Raw genomic sequence first — 21470 nt, 5'->3', positions numbered from 1 at the left:
TTATACCATTTTCAAAAAAGAAAAGAACCTGAGATGTTGAATCTCAAGTTCTTTCTTAGGTTGAATCAATCACTGTTTGAAAGAAAGTCTGAATTATTCTTCGTCTTTTCTTTTCTTACGAGCAATCAATCCGAATCCACTCAAGGTTCCTAGAAGTCCAAGTGCTGCTAGACTAGAGTTTGCTTCTGTACCTGTATTTGGAAGTTCACGTTGACCATCCATATACTGTAGTGTAGCAGGCTCTGCTGGTTGTTCTGGTGTCACTGGAGCTACTGGTTGTTCAGGAGTCTCAGGTGTCACTGGAACTGGTGCAGGACTAGGTTCTGGTTGAGGAGTTGGATTTGGTTGAGGTTGAGGAGTTGGTGTGTTACCACCTCCGCCTCCATTGTTGCCACCACCATCATTTGGCTTAGGAACAGGGATGTACTTGATTGGCGTATCTTGAGTTGGATCTGTTGGTACATCTGGTACTTCATATCCTTTAGTTGGATCGTTCGGATCAACTGGTTTCAATGGTACAAGTGGGTTAGTGTTTGGATCTACTGGTTTAGTTGGATCTTTCGGCACTTGTGGTGTTGTTCCTGGGATATGTGGAATCACTGGTACTTTCGGACTGTTTGGATTTTGTGGATCTGTTGGTTTCGTTGGACTTGGTGGTACAACTTTACCTGGATCTTGTGGATCATTTCCGTAAGGTGTATCTGTTACCGGAGTTGGTGGTGTTACACCTGGTGGTACTGTAATTGTAACTTTTCCTACTGGTACGTAAACAACCTTGATTGTTTCATCTTTAGAGTTTTCAGTTAATCCTGTAGTTTCAGCTACTTCTTTTTGAGCTGGATCTTTCAGAACGTATCCTGGAACTACTGGTGATGTTACTTTATCAAATGTAGTATCGTTGTTTACTGGAGTCCATTTACCATATTCGATAGCAGCTGTTACAACGTTAATCTTAGCTTCACGAGTGAATGTTACTTTGTCAGTTACATCTGCTGTAGATTTGTTTCCAGCTTTGTCTGTGTACTCAACTTTGTTTCCATCTTTGTCAACGTAAGTGATTGTACGAGTAACGTGTTTAGTCGTAGTTAGCTCTTTGATTAATTCTGGAGTCCATTTTGGTCCATCCGGATTCTTAGGATCGATTGGCTGACCTGGTTTTGGTGTATTAGGATCGTTCGGGTTAGTTGGGTCAAATAGTTTAATTGGCTCAACGTGTGGTGTTAACACTACAGTGTATTCTTGATCTTTTCCAGAATCTTTATCGAAGTTTCCGTTGTTATCTTTACCGTAGTTGTTACTTACTAGATCATATCCTTTAGCGATTAACTTAGCAATTTCAGTAGTTACTTCTGTTGCTTTCGTTAATGGATCACCTGATTTACCAGTTTCTTCGATGTTCGTTACACCAGGGATTGGGTTTCCACTTGGATCTACAAATTTCGTTACTGCTTTTTGAGTATCTTTTTCGTAATTGATTTCAGTGTTTTCTGTTGGTGTTGTAGGTGTTGGTGGTACATATCCTTTCGTTGGATCTTCTGGATCTACTGGTTTCAGTGGGTTTCCATTTGGATCTTTTGGTGTATATCCTGGTACATGAGGAACCACTGGAACTTTTGGACTGTTTGGATCTTGTGGATCTGTTGGTTTCGTTGGATCTGGTGTCACAACTTTACCTGGATCTTTTGGATCGTTACCGTACGGAGTCTCTGATGCTGGAGTTGTTGGTGTTTCTCCTTCAGGGATCTTCGGTACAATTTTTCCTACTGCTACGTATCTAACTTTTAGATCTTGGTTAGGTGAATCTACTGTTAAGTCTGTTGTAGATGCTTTAACTTTAGATCCATCAGCTTCTACTAAGTCACCTTGTGTATCTTGGTTAGGTTTTACAACATATCCTTTAACAACTGGTGATTTAACTTCTCCAAATTTAGCTGTACCTGCAGCTGTCCATCCGCTTGTAGTGTCTGTTGCTGCTACGTCTGCAATACCGTCACCTGTTGTGTCGTATCCTACTACTGAACCGTCTTTTGGATTTACAACTACTGTACGTGTGAAGCTTACTTTATTTATTACTTTTGGAGCTTCAGTTGGTGATACTTCTTCATCTGTACCGTCTTTAATGTAAGTAATTGTACGAGTTACTGATTTGATGTTATTTAGTTTATCAAGAGCTTCTTTCGTCCATTTTGGTCCGTTTGGATTCTCAGGATTGATTGGGTCTCCTGGTTTAGGATTTTGTGGATCTTCGTTAGGATTTTGTGGAGTTGTTGGTGTTACAGGAACTGTCTTAGCTACTGTTACTACGAAGTTTTGATCAACTTTTGTATCTTTATCGAAGTTCTTATCTGTCGCTGTTACAAATCCGTCAGTTACTAATTCATATCCAAGTCCTTTTAACTCTGCAATTTTAGTTGCTGTTGTGTAGTGGATTGGTTCTCCAGATTTACCTTCTAATTTGTCTGTATGAAGAACTGTATTGGTTCCTTCAACAACATACGTTACTGTTGCTTTTTGATTTACTTTCACTAACACAATTCTTGTGTCTTCTCCTGGTTTTGGTGGAGTGACTACTTTTCCTTCTGAATTGAATCCTGGTACGTTTTGTTTTGGTTTGATTTCATATCCGTCTGGAATTTCTGGAATTGGTGTTTCTCCTCCAACAGTTGGATCATTTGGATTGTTTCTATATGTCGGTTTTGGTGTGTTTGGAATTTCATTTCCACCTTCATCCACTAAGATTACTTTTCCTAATGGTTTATACACTACTTTATCACTTGCTTCTGGATTTGTTGGGGTTACCTCTTTTCCGCCTGCTTGTGCTTTATCCGCATAGTATCCTTCTACTTTTGGTGTTGTTACGACTCCATAAGTATGTGTCTCTTCATTCCATGTTGTTACGTTTGTAACTTTGTTTGTTTTCCCAGTGAATGTGTAATCTGTTTGTTCGTTAGGCGCTGGTGTGTTTTCTCCTGCTCCTTCGTAAGTTACCGTTTGTTTTGTTGCTTTTGTGATATCTCCTTGCTTCGCTACTAATACAATTCTTGTATCTTCTCCTGGTTTTGGTGGAGTGACTACTTTTCCTTCTGAATTGAATCCTGGTACGTTTTGTTTTGGTTTGATTTCATATCCGTCTGGAATTTCTGGAATTGGTGTTTCTCCTCCAACAGTTGGATCATTTGGATTGTTTCTATATGTCGGTTTTGGTGTGTTTGGAATTTCATTTCCACCTTCATCCACTAAGATTACTTTTCCTAATGGTTTATACACTACTTTATCACTTGCTTCTGGATTTGTTGGGGTTACCTCTTTTCCGCCTGCTTGTGCTTTATCCGCATAGTATCCTTCTACTTTTGGTGTTGTTACGACTCCATAAATATGTGTCTCTTCATTCCATGTTGTTACGTTTGTAACTTTGTTTGTTTTTCTAGTAAATGTATAATCTGTTTGTTCATTAGGGGCGGGTGTATTCCCTCCTTCTCCTTCGTACGTTACCGTTTGTTTTGTTGCTTTTGTGATTTCTTCATATAATAAATCATACACATAAGTTACAGTAACTTCAGGGCTATCAATTGTTCCTGTTGGACTTGGTGAAGTCTCCTTTACTTTTACAAAGTAATACTCTTTTCCATCTTTTCCAATTAGAGTGTCAGGTTTAAATTCTTGAGTATTCACATCATACCCTTTTTTATAGGCACGACTTTCGATAGCAGTCACAGTATCTTTAATAGAAACATTATCTTTATTTTCGTACGCTACTTTAACGGCACCTTTTTTAACATCTTCAATCTTAATTGAAATTCGAGCCGGATTGGTTTCGTTAAATGTATCTTGTCCATCTGTACGTGTTGCTGAAGTAAGAACGGCAACTTGATTATTTGTGGCAGTACTACTTGCTTTAGCTGGAAGATAAAATGCTGCAGTTGATCCCGCTTTTAAAGAAACATCCTGATTAGAAACAAATTTTACTGCTGTTACGGTTGACCAATCTGTAACCTGATCAGCCGTTAATGTAATCGTCTTTTCTAAGTCAACTGCTGTTCCAGATACTGGTGTAGTTAAATAATACGCAGTCCAACCTTCTGGAGTTGTCGCTGCTGCAGTCATATGAACATCAAATTGTGAACCACGATCTTTTGAGTTTAATACAATATTTTTATCAGATACTCGTGGTAATGTTGAAATAACTACATTGTTTCTAGTAGCAGCATTTGAACTGTTTGTTAATGACAAACGATACTTCACTTCATCATTTGGAGCTAAGTTATAGGCTCCTGCTGAATAAGTACTTGAATCTGTCGGTTGATCCGTCACTTGTGTGATTAATCGAGTTGCTAAGTTATTAATTACTGGTAATTCATACGTAAAGGTACTCGTGTTCGTGATTGTTGCATTTGTACCATCATAATCATTATTTGGATTAATTCCAACTACTCTTTCATCTTCATTCCAAACTAACGTATATTTAACTGGATATTTTCCTGATTCCACCCAATTATCTACTTTGAACTGTAAATTTGGTGATAATGTATACTCTGAATTCTGATTCGATGGTGTAACTTCTAAAACTGTTTTTCCTGAATTATTATAATTTTCTACAGTTTTTACAGAACTATCATTTCCAGCGTAACTAAATCCATCTGGTAATTCTACAAGTAATTTCGCATTTTTAGCACTAATATCTTGTAAATTAACATACGTTTTACGATCCCAGATTTGTTTATTATAAATACGATTTCCTAATCCATTAGGTGAATACTCATAGACTTCATATTGACTACCAAGTTCTTGAGTTAAGTTCCCCGCTAAAGTAGTAGTAATAGGGTTTGCTGTAGGGACAAGCTTAATCGCATCTCGTGAATTTGCAAAGGTTGTTTTTGATACATCAACCTTTGGTTCATCATATCCATGTGTATACACAGATGCTGTAACGATACTTTCAACTTTATTTCCTTCCTTAGCTAATTTTTTTGCTTCTTCTAATCCTTTTAAATCTTGACTTAAAAATAAACCTACAGCTTGTAATCCAGCAGTTTCTAATGGCATATTTCCTTTTGGTTTTAACTTCACTGTTGTAGTACCATCGGGCAAGGCTACTTTGTCTGCAACATCTCCTTTACGAAGTGATACCTCTCCAATTTTTGATTCTGTTCCATTCGTTACAGAGTATACTTCAAAAGTCAATGTAGAATTTAATCCTAAACTTTCTGGATTATCTTCATAACTAATAAAGGTAGATTTCCCTTTATCTGTCGGAGTCCAAATCGCATAAAATTCAATCGCTCGATTTTGATCAATATTACTATCAATCGAAATTTCAACTTCTTTTACACTTGCAGGACCGTATGAATCACCATAATTTCCTGATAAATGAATTCTTCGGGTATCTTCTGTTTTTGTATTAACATAAGGCATTGCAATATTAACGATACGAGAATTATTCTTCTCCATCGTAGTATTAAAAATTGCTACTTGAACATCACTCTTAGTAGGTACTGTGCTACCACCAGTTCCACTGTTATTTTCACTTGAATTAGTCTGATCATTATTGGTATTATTTGGGTTAGAACCACCAATAGATTTTTTAGGATTTACAGCACGAACTGTTACTGTAACATCGTCTGAAGTTGTATTCGTAAATCCAGATTTATCCGTATACGTTGCATTATCTTTAAACGTTAATTTTTTACCTGTTAAAAATTCTGCTGGTGTTCCACCATTGCTTACATTTAAATACAACAGTTCATTTTGTGTATTATCTCCACTAGCAAACGTCGTTATAGAAGAAGGGACTAGTCTTGTATATTTTGCAACACCATTTTCTAATTTCCATCCCGCATCTAGAGAAGTTTGCGCAATAGTAACACCTGCCGGCAATTCAACAGCATGATCAATTTTTGTAATTGCAGCGGACTCTTTATTGGTAGATTTTAAACTTAATTGTAAATCTTTACTCTTAGAAATATCAATCTCTGTTTCTGGTTGATTTGTTTCTAATAATGTTTGTCTACGAATACCATTTCTAGTATCAACTGAAACATATGGCGTACCAGTTGTATTCGTGTTAGAAAAGTCTGTAGATTTGATTAAAGTATTATTTTTATCAAACAATTCAGCCTTTATAGTTGTATTTGAATTTTTCCCAGTTTCATATTTTTTTAATTTATAACTAACATTAATATTAGCATATGCTCCACCTGATAATTCTCCAGTATATAATTTATACTGATTATTATTAACTTTTTCAGATCTTAAACTTGATCCGATTTCAAAAGTATCTAATGGTTCATTATCAGAGGCAGTAATTAAAATATATCCTCCTTCTTCAATTTTTGTTGGTGCCGAAACATCTAAATTATAAGAACCTAAGATTTGTTCACCAACTACATATTGTGTTTTTCCGTCATTTAATCGTCCAGATATCTTAGCGCCACTATAATCTGTAGTTTCCCCGTCAGATAATGCACGTTTGCTACGTTTGCTACGTTTAGGAGCTACTTCCTCTTTCTTTTTATTTGATTCAGTAACTGTACTTTCTTCAGAAGATACTTTTTTAATTTCTTCTTTTTTCTCAGCTTTTTCTTCTGTTTTAGTTTCTTTTTTTGTTAATTTATCTGTTTTAGATTGTTCTTCAGTGTTTGTCTTCACTACAGCATCTGAAGTAGCTGGTTTGCTCTCTTCTTTTGCTGTTTCTGATGGAGATGTAATTGCAGGAGTCTCAGAAGCAGTTGCTAGTTTCGCAATCTCTTCGTCGCTCAAAGTAGGCTTTTCAAGTACAGGCGCTTCTGTTGTACTTGCTGTTGGCAAGGTTACATTTTTCAAACCATCTGTCGCGCTATTGGTTCCTGTATCCATACCTTGATCATGTCTTGTCTGAGTAATAGTTGCAGAAACATCATCATCCGCCTTGGCTGTTGCCTGAGGTGAACCCAAAATCAAAGCAGTTCCAAGAAGGACACTAGCTGCTCCGAAATGGTATTTACGGATTGAGAAACGCTGGCTCAAGCCATACCAATCAAAAGTTTTTCTATTCACTTGTCTTTTTGATTTATACATAGTTATTGCTTTCTATTTTTATTTTTGTAAGCAATTGAATACAATTACACAGTATATATTATACTCCTCTCCCCCGTAAAAATCAATGAAAGCAGTTTCTATTACTCTTTTTTTAAAAAAGTTTATTTTAATAAAAAGATTCATTTTATTTATATTATAATGTTAATAATATTTATAATAAATAATTTTAGCGTTTATATTTGTTTTTCCCTAGTTTTTTGATATAATAATTTTAACTATAATTTTATATGGAGGTTCTATGCGTTTTAACCAATATAGTTATATAGCCCTATCTAGAGATAAAATTTATCAGGATTTCCAGTCATATGGCTTCCCTTTTCATATTAACTTATCCGAGAAGGAACTATTAGAGCATTTTCTACGACATATTTTTTTCACCTATCAATATACAGATCATCCCCTAACAAGTTTAGCTGCTGATAAAGAGACAGACCTCCTAAGCTTCTTTCAATCAGAACGAGAACTAACCGAGGATATTTTCTACACTATTGCTTTTCAAGTGCTAGGTTTTAGCTATCTGGTTGATTTTGAGGATAGCCAAACCTTCCGTAAAGAAACAGGTTTTCCCATCGTATATGGTGATTTGATTGAAAATCTCTATCAGTTACTCAATACTCGAACCAAAAAAGGAAATCTCCTGATTGATCAACTAGTAAGTGATGGTCTCATCCCTGAAGATAATGCCTACCACTACTTTAACGGTAAGAGCTTGGCTACTTTTTCCAGCCATGATGCCATTCGAGAGGTGGTCTACGTTGAGTCTCGTGTCGATACCGACCAAAAAGGTCTACCAGACCTAGTCAAGGTCAGCATTATTCGTCCTCGTTTTGATGGACAAATCCCTGCTATTATGACAGCCAGTCCCTATCATCAGGGAACAAATGACAAAGCCAGCGACAAGGCTCTCTACAAGATGGAAGGTGAGCTTGAAGTAAAACCTGCTCACAAGATCGAGCTAGAGAAACCTCAACTAAATCTCATCCAAGCTCATGGTCAAGCTGAGCTAGTGTCAGAAGCTGAGGAAAAACTAACGCACATCAACGCTAGCTATAGTCTCAACGACTACTTCCTTCCACGAGGCTTTGCTAATCTCTATGTCTCAGGTCTTGGTACAAAAGACTCCACAGGTTTCATGACTAACGGAGACTACCAGCAAATCGAGGCCTATAAAAATGTTATTGATTGGCTCAACGGTCGTTGCCGTGCCTTTACTGACCACACGCGCCAACGTCAAGTCAAGGCTGACTGGTCAAACGGAAAAGTAGCCACAACTGGACTTTCCTATCTAGGTACCATGTCAAACGGTCTTGCCACTACTGGTGTAGATGGTTTAGAAGTAATCATTGCCGAGGCAGGCATTTCTTCATGGCACAATTACTATCGTGAAAACGGTCTGGTGACTAGCCCAGGTGGATATCCAGGGGAGGACTTTGACTCTCTTGCTGAACTAACCTACTCTCGTAATCTCTTGGCTGGCGACTATATTCGTAGTAACGAAGCTCACCAAGCTGATTTAGAAAAAGTAAAAGAGCAACTGGATCGCAAGTCTGGTGACTACAATCAGTTTTGGCATGACCGCAACTATCTTCTCAATGCCCATAAGGTAAAAGCAGAGGTTGTCTTTACTCATGGTTCTCAGGATTGGAATGTCAAGCCACTTCATGTTTACCAGATGTTCCATGCCCTACCTACTCATATAAATAAGCATCTCTTTTTCCATAATGGCGCCCATGTGTATATGAACAACTGGCAGTCCATTGACTTCCGCGAATCCATGAATGCTTTATTGACTAAGAAATTACTGGGACAGGAAACGGATTACCAACTTCCTACTGTTATCTGGCAGGACAATACTGCTCCTCAGACTTGGTTATCTCTTGATAACTTTGGTGAGCAAGAAAACTTTGAAATCTTCTCACTCGGTCAAGAAGAGCAGGTCATTCAAAACCAGTACTCAGATAAGGATTTTGAGCGTTATGGTAAGACATACCAGACCTTCAATACGGAACTCTATCAAGGGAAAGCCAATCAAATAACTATTGACCTGCCTGTGACTAAAGATCTCCACCTGAACGGTCGCGCTCAGCTCAATCTTCGTATCAAATCCAGTACAAATAAGGGGCTCTTATCAGCTCAACTGCTAGAATTTGGTCAAAAGAAATACCTACAGCCTTATCCAGCTATTTTAAGTGCTAGAACCATTGACAACGGTCGCTATCACATGCTGGAAAATCTCTGTGAATTGCCATTTAGTGCAACTACACAACGAGTCATTACAAAAGGCTACCTTAATTTGCAAAATAGAAATGATTTACTGTTAGTAGAGGATATTACTGCAGATGAATGGATGGATGTGCAATTTGAACTGCAACCAACTATTTACAAGCTAAAAGAAGGAGATGCTCTCCGTTTAGTCCTCTATACTACTGACTTTGAAATCACCATACGTGACAACACCGCTTACCACCTGACTGTTGATCTTAAACAGTCTACTCTTACCCTACCTTGTCAAAAGGTATAATATCAGACTTTCAGTGTTGAAATTTTCCAAGGAAAGCTTAATTACGTGACCATTTGCCTTCCTATCATCAGAGACACCCACTTGAACAGTCGAAAGAAACTACAACTTGGTATCAAATCTAGTCCAAATAAGGGCTATTAGAAGCCCAACTACTGGAGCTTGAACAAAAGATACCGCCCCATAACCAACATGTGTAACCCTCTATCATACACGCTACCACACCACATGTTGGACAAACTCTGTGAATTGCCATTAATCATAAATTTACAACAAGTCGTGACAAAATGCTACCCTAATGGAATGATTTACTGTCAGTAAAGAACACAACAGATATAAAGCCTATTCATCTCCACCCAACTAGTGACAAGTTAAAAGAAGGAGATTTTCTCCGTATAGTTCTGTATACTACTGACTTTAAAATCATCATACGTGACAATACCGCTTACCACTCGACTGACGATTTCGTTCAGTCCATGCTTTCTGTACCTTGTACAAGGAGTAATATTTTATGAATAAATCTGAACACCGCCACCAACTCATACGAGCACTTGTAACCAAAAACAAGATTCATACTCAAGCTGAGTTACAAGCTCTTCTTGCCGATAACGACATTCAAGTTACTCAGGCAACTCTTTCCCGTGATATCAAAACAATGAATCTTTCAAAAATACGTGAAGAAGATAATTCTTACTACGTGCTCAATACTGGTTCAATTTCAAAATGGGAAAAACGCCTAGAAACTTATATGGAAGATGCTCTTGTCTTGATGCGTCCAGTTCAACATCAAGTACTTTTGAAAACTCTTCCTGGTCTGGCTCAATCATTCGGTTCTATTATTGATGCCTTGAACTTCCCTGACGCTATCGCTACCCTCTGTGGTGACGATGTCTGTCTTGTCATCTGTGAAGATGCAGAGGCTGCACAACATTGCTTTGAAGAATTAAAAAAATTTACACCACCATTCTTCTTTGGTGAATAACAAAATTCCGTGTCTGATTAGGCACGGAATTTTTTATCTCTTCTTTACTGAGATGGGTTTTCATTTTTGGTTCGTGCCAATCTCAGGGCACGATTTGGATTGAGACGATTAAATAGTTCTTCCAATTTCTTTTCATTCCAAAGGTCTGCGGCGGAAACGAAATTGCCATCCGCATCTCGGAAAGATATCGGTTTATCTCCCATACCAGTCTCCTAATCTACAAATTCAAACTCAAATTTACCAATGCGGACCAAGTCTCCATCCTTAGCACCACGCGCACGAAGGGCTTCATCAACCCCCATCCCACGAAGCTGGCGGGCAAATTTCATGACAGATTCGTCACGATCAAAGTTGGTCATGTTAAAGAGTTTCATGAGTTTTTCACCAGAAAGTAGCCATGTTGCATCGTCATCACGACTAATTTCAAAGGCTTTTTCTTCCTCGTCAAATCCATAGTAAGCTTCTTCTTCCATATCTGACTCGTCGTAGAGCAAGAATTCTGGTGTCTTGTCTAACAATTCAGCTGTAGCATCCAAGAGCGTTGCCAGACCTTGCTTGGTCAAACCAGATATTGGGAAGATAGCTGGTAGCTCTTCAAATTCATCGTAGTTTTCAGCTAATTTCTGCTTGAATTCTACAAGATTTTCCTGACTCTCAGGCATATCCATCTTATTGGCTACAATAATCTGCGGACGCTCCATGAGACGAAGATTGTATGACTCCAGTTCTTTATTGATGGCAAGATAATCTTCATAAGGATCACGGCCTTCGCTAGCTGACATATCAATGATATGAAGGATAACACGTGTACGTTCAATGTGACGGAGGAACTGAGTTCCCAAACCGACACCCTGACTAGCCCCTTCAATCAAACCTGGTAAATCAGCTACTGCAAAGGAGTCACCTGATTGGGTACGAACCATACCTAGATTTGGCACAATAGTCGTAAAATGGTAGGCACCAATTTTAGGTTTAGCAGATGTGATAACACTTAAAAGGGTTGATTTCCCAACAGATGGGAATCCAACTAAACCAACATCAGCCAAGATTTTTAGTTCCAATTGTAACTCACGTTCCTGACCTGGTTCTCCATTTTCAGAGATTTCTGGTGCAGGATTTTTAGGTGTCGCAAAGCGGATATTTCCACGTCCACCACGACCACCGTGGGCTACAATAAATTCTTGTCCATGTTCAATCAAATCTGTTAAAACTTTGCCAGTCTCTGCATCACGGACAGTCGTACCTTGCGGCACTCGAACTCTGAGATCCTCTGCACCACGACCATGCATCCCTTTGGTCATTCCTTTTTCACCAGAATCAGCCTTGAAATGGCGATTGTAGCGGAAATCCATCAAAGTACGTAACCCTTCATCTACAACGAAGACCACATTTCCTCCACGACCACCGTCACCACCCCAAGGTCCGCCATTAGGGACATATTTTTCACGGCGAAAAGCAACCATACCATCACCGCCATTACCAGCCTTGACCTTAATCTTGGCTGTATCTAAAAACATACTCATTTTTTCTTCTCACTTTAAAAAAGGGCTGGGAAATCCCAGTCACAAAATTTTCTTGAATCTATTTTATAGATTACTGAGGGCTCCAATTGCAGTTGCAAAAATTCCCAATAAACTTGCTACTAGCATGATAATCACTATAAACAAGGTTATTTTCTCAAACATAGTTTTTTTACGATTTCCATTATCTCCAAATGCCATTTTTCTCTCCTTCGTTACATTCTATTTTCTATTATCTTAGCATGAATTGATCTAGTTTTCAATAGTCAGTTGCTACTGGTGCAATAATCCATAAAATGATATAGGCTACAATTCCAGCTCCATAACCAAAAGCAAGAACACCCCATATTACACGAACAATAGTTGGATCCATATCAAAATAATGAGCCACTCCTGCACAAACACCTGCAATCTTTTTATCATGACCACTTCTCATTAATTGTTTTTTCATAGCTATTCCTCTTTCTATTCTTCACTGTCTTTCCAATAATCTCTGATACTGATTAGCTGTGTTTTTGAAGCCCTCAGCATTCGTCTAGATCCTTTTACGGGCACAGCAACCACCTGTTGTGGAAGATACAAAACTGTCTTAAAGATACGCTGACTAACCGTATCATCTTTGGCTAAATCTTTCTCGAAATTATTTGAAATAATAGCATCAAGATAAAACTCATGCACCCGTTTTCCAAAGTTCTCAGCTGAAATCTCATACAATTTTTCTGATAAGGTATGCTCATCCATATCTGGCGTTGCAATCAGGGCTTCCAAAATAGCTCCAGCCAAATCATGCTCACCGTAATACAAGGTACCAAACATCTTGTCATTGATGAGATTGTCCAGATACGGATTTCCGTGAGCAATGACAGGCGTTCCACTAGCTAAGCTTTCCAAGTATGTCAAACCCTGCGTTTCACTTGTCGATGCAGAGATGAAAAAATCTGCCGCCTTATAGTAAAGAGCCGTCTCACTAGGAGCAATCATACCTGTAAAGATAACGGAGTCTTGAATCTCTAGTTTTTTAGCTTGCTCTTTGAGGTCATCCAGATAAGGACCGTCCCCAGCAACTACCAGTTTCACCTTGTCTTCCTCTCTCAGAACTTCTGCAAAGGCTGCTAATACTGCTTGAATATTTTTTTCATAGGAAATTCTGGAAAGGCTAAGCAACATCTTTTCATCATCTTGAATCCCTAATTTACTACGCAGTTCTTTCAAATTTTCTTGCTTTATTTCTGGACGCTCAAACTTAGCTAATTCAATTCCAGTTGGAATGACCCGCTTTTCAACCTTGACTTTATAATCAGATAGCAAGTCACGAACAATCTCACTCGGGCAAACAACCCCATCCACATCGTGCAGGAAACCTCTGACCAGATACTTGACCATACTAGGACGAATCAACATCCCCTTGGCAATATAATGCACATAGTCTTCGTACTGGGTATGATAGGTATGAATAACGGGAATTTTCAGTTCACGCGCAATCCAAATCCCCAACAAGCCTAGAGAAAATTCTGTCTGAGTATGGATAATATCCAGCTGATACTGTTTGGCAATTTCAAGTGCCTTGCTAAAGCCTCGATAGGCAAAGCGGCGATCTTTGAAAGCAAAAAAAGGAACACTTGGAATGCGGATAATTTGCCAATCTTCATAACGATTGACATCCTTATCTGTCGTCGTAAAGATAAAAACAGCATGCCCCTGCTTTTCAAGTTCTGTTTTTAAGGTTCGAATACTGGTCGCAACACCAGAAACCTGAGGAAAATAGGTATCTGTAAATAAACCAATTCGCATAGATTACCTCACTTTTTACTTTCTCCCTAAAGTGGCTTGTTTCTCATAAAAGTCCAACCAGATTTGTAACAGATGCTCTTCAGAATACTCTCTGGAAATATTCTTAGCTTTTTCTTTGAGATCTTTTAAGGCAACAGGATTTGCTTGATATTCTAAAATAGCTTCTTTCATCTCTTCTCTATCTGCTGTTGCCCGATAATTTCCCTCCAAAATCACCTTATAGAGATCTAAATCACGCAACATAATAGGAGCCTCACAACTAGCAGCCTCTAAAATCGTCATAGGAAAGAGCTCATTATAACTAGGCAACAAGAAAAGATTCGCTAGGGCATACAATTCACGCATTCGCTCTGGTGATACGATACCTAGAAACATCAAATTTTTGGGAGGATTGTCCATCATTTTCTTGTAGCGTTCATAACCATCTGTCATACCACCAAATGAGAAACCACCCGCCCAGATAAAGGTAATCTGAGGCAATTCCTCAGCCAGACGGATAAAATCATCAATCCCTTTGCGTTTCTGAACTTGACCAGCACCTACTACGATAAACCGATTGTCACTAAGACCTAGCTCTGTTCGCAGTCTCGCTACCTCTTCTTGTGGAAGGGGATGCCATTTTTCCTTATTGACAAAGTTAGGAATATAGGTCACTTTTTCACGTGGAATACCAGCTGCCACCAAATCCTCAATAAACATAGGATTAACCACCACCAAGTGCTCCATCCGGTTGTAAAAAGAAAATACATAGCGTTTCACAATTCCCTTTAAGAAAAATGGAATTTTCAAACTCCCCTCAAGTGTATCAGGCAAGAAATGCACATAGCCAATTTTTCTCCCTGAGCGTTTCTTTTGGAATGTTGATAAATAATAGGGGAAATCAATTGTATGAAAGTGAGTCACATCTGCCTCGATTGGAAGATTTTCTGTAACAATCAATTGGTCCTTGGCATCACGGTGAAGAAGACGAACTAATTCACGGTAGGCACCTGAAACTCCTTGTCCTGCTACTTTCTCACTTGAACTCAACATATTGATGCGTAATTTCTTTTTTTCCATAACTACTATTATATCATTTTCTTTGAATAAAATCAGCAAAAGAAAGGAGAGACTAGAGGAAAAGAAGGGGAAATTTCCTCGCTCTTCCAATGGTCTCTCACATACTTTTATCTATTTACTTAATGCCTAGGGTAATGCGGGCATAGCGACTCATTTTTTCAACAGTCCAGGCTGGATACCAAACCAATTTAACTTCAGTATCAGTTACTTCTGGCACCTCGGTCATAGCATCATAAATCTGGTCTGTCAAAAGGTCAGCTAGAGGACAACCCATAGTTGTCAAAGTCATATCAATCTCTGTTTGTCCTGTGTCGCCGTCAAAACGAATCTCATAGATCAAACCAAGATTGACAATATCGATTCCCAACTCAGGGTCAATAACTTCTTCCAAGGCTGATAAAATCCGTGTTTTGATGTTTTCAATTTGTTCTTCTGTATAAGCCATAATTTTCCTCACTCCTAGTCTTCAATAAAATCACGAAGCGGTTTGCTGCGACTTGGTTGACGTAGTTTTCTCAAAGCCTTGGCTTCAATCTGACGGATACGCTCGCGAGTCACGTTAAAGACTTTACCTACATCTTCAAGGGTACGCATTTTTCCATCATCTAGTCCGAAACGCAAACGCAAAACATTTTCTTCACGGTCTGTAAGAGTATCCAAGACCTCATCCAACTGCTCACGCAAGACGATACGAGTTGTATAGTCCACTGGATTTTCAATCACTTCGTCTTCGATAAAGTCCCCAAGGTGGCTATCATCCTCTTCACCGATTGGTGTTTCAAGAGATACTGGTTCTTGAGCAATCTTCAAGATTTCACGAACCTTGTCAGGAGTCATATCCATACGTTCAGCGATTTGTTCTGGCGTTGGATCTTGTCCCAATTCTTGAAGGAGATTCCGCTGTTCACGAACCAATTTATTGATGGTTTCAACCATGTGGACTGGGATACGGATGGTACGAGCTTGATCCGCAATAGCACGAGTGATAGCCTGACGAATCCACCAAGTTGCGTAAGTTGAAAACTTGAACCCTTTAGAATAATCAAACTTGTCAACCGCCTTCATCAAGCCCATATTTCCTTCTTGAATCAAGTCAAGAAACTGCATACCACGACCAACATAGCGTTTGGCAATAGAAACAACCAAACGAAGGTTGGCTTCCGCAAGGCGTTGTTTGGCTTCGATGTCACCCGCTTCAACAGCCAGTGCCAATTCTTTTTCCTCTTCATTAGTCAAAAGAGGAACGACACCAATCTCTTTCAAGTACATACGGACAGGGTCGTTGACCTTAGCCGAAGTTGACCCAATCAAGTCCTCATCACTGAGTTCTGGCTCTTCTTCTGCACTAAGAACACGCGCACTTGGATTTCCTTCGTTATCTGTGATTGAAATTCCTGCATCCTGAATTCGTTGCAAAAGGTCTTCAATTCCATCAGCATCCAAGGTAAAAGGAAGGACAAGACTAGCATTGATTTCATCATCAGTTGCTGTCCCTTTTTGTTTATGATTACGGATAAATTCTGCTACTTGTACGTCAAATGTTGTTACTTCTTTTTGTTTTGTTGCCATTATTACTCCATTCTTCTCTTTTGGGAAATTAAACGTTCTAATTCTTCTAGGGCTGTATCTGTATCTCCTACATGGCTAGCTTCCTGCACCTTCTTTTTGATTCTCATATTGTCCTGATTCAAGAGAGCCTTGTTTCGAGTCATCTCTACTTCACTAAGTTCCTGAGGCGACATCTCAGCAGGTAAATCCTGGGTTAAAACCTGATACCAAGCTTTTTCAACTTCATCTGTCTGTTCTGCTAAAACTTCTGGAGGAAGATTGCCATACTGGCCAAGCAAGTCATATAGGACCTGAAATTCAGGTGTGTCAAATGCAAAGTCTTCTCGCAAACGGTAATCGTTCAAAACAAGAGGGGATTCCATCATCCGATAGAGTAAATGGGCTTCTGCCCTCATAATAGCTGATAACTGCTTGGTAACAGGCATGGTGATTGGCGTCGGTCTGGAAATTCCTTCCATGCGATTCTGCCTTTGTGCCTGACGGTTCTCATTAATAATCTGCTCAATCTGGGCATAATCAAAGGACGCCAAACTGTCAGCTAAAATATGAATATAGCTGTTTTGAGCAGTGATAGACTTTTCTTGAACAATCAAGGGAGCTATTTTTTCAATAAACTCAATCTGAGCCTGCAGATTTTCACTGTTTTCAGGTTTGTACTGGTGAATGTAAAACTCAATCGGACTAATACGAGTTTTCGTTAATAGATAGGCCAAGTCTTCTGGGCTATTTTTTTGTAGATACTCATCAGGATCCAAGTTATCAGGCATGCTGACGATTTGCACAGGCATATCACCAATTTCATCCAATGCTTTCAATGTCGCGGCTTGCCCAGCCTTATCACCATCGTAAACAAGGACTAACTTCTTGGTTAACCTTTTCAGATGCTCAACATGCTCTCGACTCAAGGCTGTTCCCATAGATGCGACAGCGTTTTCGATTCCAGCCCGATAGGCTGCAATGACATCCATGAACCCTTCCATCAGATAAATCTCACTGGCTTTTCCAGAAGATTTTTTAGCCCTATCCATATGATATAATTCGTAACTTTTGTTAAAAATTGCAGTCGATCGGCTATTTTTATACTTAGAAGTTTGTGAATCCGTTTTCTGCCAGATACGACCTGAGAAGGCAATGACCTTTCCTTGGTCATTTGTCAGGGGAAACATAATACGATTGTGAAAGGTGTCTACAAATTGATTAGCATCTGAGAGATAAAACAGTCCTGAATCTAGAAAATCCTCTTCACAATACTGGCCAGACAAACGTTGATAAAGATAGTTGCGTTCTGGAGGTGCTAAACCAATCCGAAAATGTTTGAGCACTTCATCTGTCAAACCACGCTGATAAAGGTAATTTCTCGCCTCTTCACCCATGGTTGTTGTCATGAGAATAGCATGATAAAATTTGGCTGCATCTTCGTGCATATCATAAAGAGCTTGGTGAGGCGAAATTTGCTTCTGTTCACTATAAAGCGGTTTTTCTACCTCTATCCCAACACGCTGGCCTAAGATTTGGACAGCCTCCATAAAGGGAACACCTTGGTACTCCTCTATGAACTTAAATACATCACCTGAGCGCCCACAACCAAAACAGTGATAAAACTGCTTGTCTTCCACAACGTTGAAAGAAGGAGTCTTTTCACCATGAAAAGGACAGAGCCCTAAATAGTTCCGTCCAGCCTTTTGTAAAGAAATCACATCTCCTATGACTTCCACAATGTTGGCATTGTTTTTGATTTCTTCAATGACTTGTTTGTCAACCATACACAATACCTCCATGTTATCATAGTTTACTTTATATAGTATACTTTATTTCAGAAAAAAAGTAAACCATTTCACTCGTTTTCCTTACTTTATTCAAAGAGTTGATAATAATCAGAGATTTTCATTTTTGCTTTTTCTTCTTGGTTCAAATCTTGGATAATCCGTCCTTCTTTCATGACAATCAGACGATTACCATATTTGAGAGCATCTTCCATATGATGGGTAATCATAAGCGCTGTCAACTGATCTTTCTTGACAAATTCATCTGTCAATTCCATCAAGGCCACACTGGTCTTTGGATCCAGGGCCGCAGTATGCTCGTCCAACAATAGCAATTCAGGACGCTTTAAGGTTGCCATCAAGAGACTCAAGGCCTGTCTTTGTCCACCTGATAAGAACTCAATTGGTGTATTCAAGTGTTTCTCAAGACCGTTTCCCACTTTTTCAATAGTTGACTGAAACTCATCCTTATAGCTAGCCAAACGTCTTGGAAAGAGTCCACGCTTTTCACCACGAAACTTGGCGATTAAGAGATTTTCAGCCACTGTCATACGAGGAGCTGTCCCCATCTTGGGATCTTGGAAGACTCTAGACAGATACTTGGCACGCTTTTCTGTTGAAAACTTGGTAACATCTTCACCTAAAATACGGATAGTTCCACTGGTTAGTGATAAGGTTCCTGCTATAGTGTTAAAAAGGGTCGATTTCCCAGCACCATTTCCACCTAAAATCGTGATAAAGTCCTGTTCAAAAATTTCTAAGGAAACATCATTTAAAATAATCTTTTCTTCATCAAAGCCATTTTTAACAACTTTGGTTGCATTTTTTAATTCTACAATTGCTGTCATTTACTTAACTTGGCTCCTTTCAAGATAGTTTGCTTAAATGTTGGAATCATGAGACAGACTGCTAAAATCACTGCACTGTATAGACGAAGGTAACTTGTGTTAAATCCAAGCGCGATAACTGCCCATACTAAGAATTGATAGGCGATAGAACCTACAACGATTGTAACCAAACGCTCTGCCAAGCTCAAACTCTTGAAGATAACTTCTCCAATAATCAAACTTGCAAGTCCCACAACAATAACCCCGATTCCTCGAGACACATCAGCATACCCTTCTTGCTGGGCAATGAGGGCACCTGCAAGGGCAATCACACCATTTGACAAGACCAAACCCATGAGCTCCATGCGCCCAGTATGAATCCCGAAACTTCTAGCCATATCAGGATTGTCACCTGTAGCAATATAGGCTTGTCCGAGTTTAGTGTCCAAGAAAAAGAGCATGAGAGCAATAACAATACTGACAAAGATGAGACCTGTCAAGAGTTGATTCAAATCCGAATCAAAAGGCAAAACATCCTGAATTTGCTTAGTTCCAAGCAAGCCTAAATTCGCACGTCCCATAATCAAGAGCATGATAGAGTGACAGGAAGTCATCACTAAAATCCCTGAGAGCAAGGTTGGGATCTTCCCTTTTGTATAAAGAAGTCCTGCTGCCATACCAGCCAAACAACCTGCTCCTACAGCAACAAGTGTCGCTAAAAAAGGATTCACGCCTTTCGTTATCAAAGTGACAGCAACAGCTCCCCCAAGAGGGAAGGAACCTTCTGTCGTCATATCTGGAAAGTTCAAAATCCTAAATGTCATAAAGATTCCCAGACCTAAAATAGCCCAGACAAATCCTTGAGAAATAATAGATAATATCATCTGTTTCTTAACCTTTTCTATATGATTTCTATTGTAAAAAATTGGAGGAGATATCCCCAACTCCTCCATTACAGATTATTCAATCACTTGTCCTGCTTCTTTTAGAACAGATTCAGGAATCGTAATACCTAGCTCTTGTGCCAATTTTTTGTTGATAACTGACTTACCAGTTGAAAAGACATTAACTGGAGTATCGGCTGGTTTTGCACCTTTCAAGACTTGCGCAATCATTTTACCTGTTGCCACACCAAGGTCGTGTTGGTCAACTACAACTGATGCCAAACCACCAGCTTCTACCATGGCAGTTGCGCTTGGGTAGATTGGTTTTTTAGCTGATTGGTTGCTTGATACAACTGTTGAAAATGCAGATGCGATTGTGTTGTCGATTGGAACCCAGATAGCATCGACCTTGCTAGTCATAACATTGACTGTTGAAGCAATTTCATTTGTTGAAGGAACCGCAAATGTTTCCACTGTCAAACCTGCTTTTTCAGCATAAGCCTTAAATTCTTCGACCTGTGTTTTTGAATTGTCTTCGCTACTTGAGTAAAGAGCTCCGATTGTTTTCACATTTGGTGTTAGAGCCTTGATGAGTTCAACTTGTTGTTGAGCTGGATTATGGTCAGATACACCTGTAATGTTGCCACCTGGTTTTTTCAAATCTTTAACCAAATTAGCACCAATTGGGTCTGTAATAGCAGCCATGATAACCGGTAAGTCTTTTGTGGCGCTAGCCAAACCTTGAGCAGCTGGTGTTGCAATACCAACCACAAGGTCATTGCCATTTGCAACCAATTGTTTACTCATTGTCGCAACCTTACTTTGGTCACCTTCTGAGTTCATAAAATCGATTTTAACTTGGTCATCTTTATAACCTTCTTCTGAAAGTCCATCTTGAATTCCTTTATAAATCAAGTCAAGAGATTGATGGCTGACAAACTGAAGGACACCAACTTTGGCAACTTTTTTCTCATTCTTAGCTTCTGGTTTATTCATTGAAGAGTAAATCAAACTTCCTGCTACTAAGACTGCTAATGCAGCGATAATTCCAATTAAACGTTTATTTTTCATTCTATTTCTCCTTTTTATTTCTTTAAAATACTTCACTTATCTAATACTCTTCGAAAATCTCTTCAAACCACGTCAGCGTCGCCTTACCGTAGCTATGTTTACTGACTTCGTCAGTTCTATCCACAACCTCAAAGCAGTGCTTTGAGCAACCTGCGGCTAGCTTCCTAGTTTGCTTTTTGATTTTCATTGAGTATAAACAAGCGACGCCATCGTTTTCTTTCCATACAAACCTCCTATAAAAAAGTCCTCACACAAAAAACTTGTGTGAGGACGTCGATGCGCGGTACCACCTCAATTACAGGGAATTTCCCTATCGCTCAGTCTCGCAATAACGAGATGCACTGTAAGGTGTGCTCACCGAATTTTTATGATTTCAAATTCTAAATAACATCCAGCCCAATTTTCATCATTA

At 39.1% G+C, this 21470-nt stretch carries 15 protein-coding genes and 1 other annotated feature (1 of these 16 only partly in view); of the genes, 2 read left to right on the top strand and 13 right to left on the bottom strand.

Translation table 11 applies throughout. From position 1 onward, the window contains the following. Window positions 1–93 precede the first annotated feature (93 nt). A complete protein-coding gene (locus tag RWP09_RS07325; protein WP_314435941.1) occupies window positions 94–7053 on the bottom strand; it encodes a mucin-binding protein in 6960 nt (2319 codons plus the stop codon). 259 nt (window positions 7054–7312) lie between these two features. On the opposite strand from RWP09_RS07325, the gene RWP09_RS07320 reads away from it, so the two are divergent. Together RWP09_RS07320 and RWP09_RS07315 are read left to right on the top strand one after the other, a co-directional pair. Beyond that, window positions 7313–9595: a Xaa-Pro dipeptidyl-peptidase gene (locus RWP09_RS07320; protein WP_314435939.1), complete on the top strand. Its 2283-nt coding sequence runs from the start codon at window positions 7313–7315 to the stop codon at window positions 9593–9595. Window positions 9596–10103: 508 nt separating this feature from the next. After that, complete coding sequence (locus RWP09_RS07315; RefSeq protein ID WP_314435936.1) at window positions 10104–10574, top strand: arginine repressor; 471 nt, start codon at window positions 10104–10106, stop codon at window positions 10572–10574. Window positions 10575–10618: 44 nt separating this feature from the next. Here RWP09_RS07315 and RWP09_RS07310 read toward each other — a convergent pair whose 3' ends face one another. The 12 genes from RWP09_RS07310 to trpX all read right to left on the bottom strand — a co-directional run bounded on the left by RWP09_RS07310 (window position 10619) and on the right by trpX (window position 21058). Beyond that, entirely contained in the window at window positions 10619–10777 is a 159-nt protein-coding gene (locus RWP09_RS07310; protein ID WP_033683527.1) for a hypothetical protein, read from the bottom strand. Window positions 10778–10786: 9 nt separating this feature from the next. Next, window positions 10787–12097 carry a GTPase ObgE gene (obgE, locus tag RWP09_RS07305; RefSeq protein ID WP_314435933.1) on the bottom strand — a complete coding sequence of 437 codons (1311 nt, stop codon included), beginning with the start codon at window positions 12095–12097 and terminating at the stop codon, window positions 10787–10789. A 63-nt stretch (window positions 12098–12160) separates the two neighbouring features. Continuing rightward, window positions 12161–12295, bottom strand: coding sequence for a DUF4044 domain-containing protein (locus RWP09_RS07300; protein WP_000863859.1), 135 nt, complete (start codon window positions 12293–12295; stop codon window positions 12161–12163). Window positions 12296–12353: 58 nt separating this feature from the next. After that, window positions 12354–12530: a PspC domain-containing protein gene (locus RWP09_RS07295; RefSeq protein WP_173263053.1), complete on the bottom strand. Its 177-nt coding sequence runs from the start codon at window positions 12528–12530 to the stop codon at window positions 12354–12356. 29 nt (window positions 12531–12559) lie between these two features. Further along, window positions 12560–13885 (bottom strand): glycosyltransferase family 4 protein, encoded by a 1326-nt coding sequence (locus RWP09_RS07290; RefSeq protein ID WP_261232536.1) that lies wholly within the window; start codon window positions 13883–13885, stop codon window positions 12560–12562. Window positions 13886–13900: 15 nt separating this feature from the next. Further along, on the bottom strand, window positions 13901–14944 hold the full coding sequence (gene cpoA / locus RWP09_RS07285; RefSeq protein ID WP_314435931.1) for an alpha-galactosylglucosyldiacylglycerol synthase: 1044 nt from the start codon (window positions 14942–14944) through the stop codon (window positions 13901–13903). Between the two features lie 115 nt (window positions 14945–15059). Then, window positions 15060–15389, bottom strand: a complete 330-nt coding sequence (locus RWP09_RS07280; RefSeq protein WP_314435929.1) for a metal-sulfur cluster assembly factor — start codon at window positions 15387–15389, stop codon at window positions 15060–15062. Window positions 15390–15403: 14 nt separating this feature from the next. Further along, window positions 15404–16513 carry an RNA polymerase sigma factor RpoD gene (gene rpoD, locus RWP09_RS07275; protein WP_261232532.1) on the bottom strand — a complete coding sequence of 370 codons (1110 nt, stop codon included), beginning with the start codon at window positions 16511–16513 and terminating at the stop codon, window positions 15404–15406. Between the two features lie 2 nt (window positions 16514–16515). Continuing rightward, window positions 16516–18276, bottom strand: a complete 1761-nt coding sequence (gene dnaG / locus RWP09_RS07270; RefSeq protein WP_314435926.1) for a DNA primase — start codon at window positions 18274–18276, stop codon at window positions 16516–16518. A gap of 89 nt (window positions 18277–18365) precedes the next feature. After that, window positions 18366–19124 (bottom strand): ABC transporter ATP-binding protein, encoded by a 759-nt coding sequence (locus RWP09_RS07265; RefSeq protein ID WP_314435924.1) that lies wholly within the window; start codon window positions 19122–19124, stop codon window positions 18366–18368. Beyond that, window positions 19121–19987 (bottom strand): ABC transporter permease, encoded by an 867-nt coding sequence (locus tag RWP09_RS07260; protein ID WP_045612545.1) that lies wholly within the window; start codon window positions 19985–19987, stop codon window positions 19121–19123. The genes RWP09_RS07265 and RWP09_RS07260 overlap by 4 nt, the downstream gene beginning before the upstream one ends. Window positions 19988–20062: 75 nt before the next feature. Continuing rightward, window positions 20063–21058 carry a tryptophan ABC transporter substrate-binding protein gene (gene trpX, locus RWP09_RS07255; protein ID WP_314435922.1) on the bottom strand — a complete coding sequence of 332 codons (996 nt, stop codon included), beginning with the start codon at window positions 21056–21058 and terminating at the stop codon, window positions 20063–20065. 263 nt (window positions 21059–21321) lie between these two features. Next, window positions 21322–21470: a binding site (T-box leader), on the bottom strand; it runs 69 nt beyond the window's last position.

It is taken from the genome of uncultured Streptococcus sp. (genome assembly GCF_963521255.1).
GTDB lineage: Bacteria > Bacillota > Bacilli > Lactobacillales > Streptococcaceae > Streptococcus.
Note: the sequence above shows the minus strand (reverse complement) of the source record. Positions and strands in the feature narration are given on the sequence as shown.

Excerpts from the sequence above, each read along its gene's own strand:
- rpoD (WP_261232532.1), bottom strand. The coding sequence starts at position 16,513 with ATGGCAACAAAACAAAAAGAAGTAACAACATTTGACGTACAAGTAGCA.
- cpoA (WP_314435931.1), bottom strand. The coding sequence starts at position 14,944 with ATGGAAAAAAAGAAATTACGCATCAATATGTTGAGTTCAAGTGAGAAA.
- RWP09_RS07325 (WP_314435941.1), bottom strand. The coding sequence starts at position 7,053 with ATGTATAAATCAAAAAGACAAGTGAATAGAAAAACTTTTGATTGGTAT.
- obgE (WP_314435933.1), bottom strand. The coding sequence starts at position 12,097 with ATGAGTATGTTTTTAGATACAGCCAAGATTAAGGTCAAGGCTGGTAAT.
- RWP09_RS07295 (WP_173263053.1), bottom strand. The coding sequence starts at position 12,530 with ATGAGAAGTGGTCATGATAAAAAGATTGCAGGTGTTTGTGCAGGAGTG.
- RWP09_RS07290 (WP_261232536.1), bottom strand. The coding sequence starts at position 13,885 with ATGCGAATTGGTTTATTTACAGATACCTATTTTCCTCAGGTTTCTGGT.
- RWP09_RS07280 (WP_314435929.1), bottom strand. The coding sequence starts at position 15,389 with ATGGCTTATACAGAAGAACAAATTGAAAACATCAAAACACGGATTTTA.
- dnaG (WP_314435926.1), bottom strand. The coding sequence starts at position 18,276 with ATGGTTGACAAACAAGTCATTGAAGAAATCAAAAACAATGCCAACATT.
- RWP09_RS07320 (WP_314435939.1), top strand. The coding sequence starts at position 7,313 with ATGCGTTTTAACCAATATAGTTATATAGCCCTATCTAGAGATAAAATT.
- RWP09_RS07260 (WP_045612545.1), bottom strand. The coding sequence starts at position 19,987 with ATGATATTATCTATTATTTCTCAAGGATTTGTCTGGGCTATTTTAGGT.
- RWP09_RS07300 (WP_000863859.1), bottom strand. The coding sequence starts at position 12,295 with ATGGCATTTGGAGATAATGGAAATCGTAAAAAAACTATGTTTGAGAAA.
- RWP09_RS07310 (WP_033683527.1), bottom strand. The coding sequence starts at position 10,777 with ATGGGAGATAAACCGATATCTTTCCGAGATGCGGATGGCAATTTCGTT.
- RWP09_RS07315 (WP_314435936.1), top strand. The coding sequence starts at position 10,104 with ATGAATAAATCTGAACACCGCCACCAACTCATACGAGCACTTGTAACC.
- RWP09_RS07265 (WP_314435924.1), bottom strand. The coding sequence starts at position 19,124 with ATGACAGCAATTGTAGAATTAAAAAATGCAACCAAAGTTGTTAAAAAT.
- trpX (WP_314435922.1), bottom strand. The coding sequence starts at position 21,058 with ATGAAAAATAAACGTTTAATTGGAATTATCGCTGCATTAGCAGTCTTA.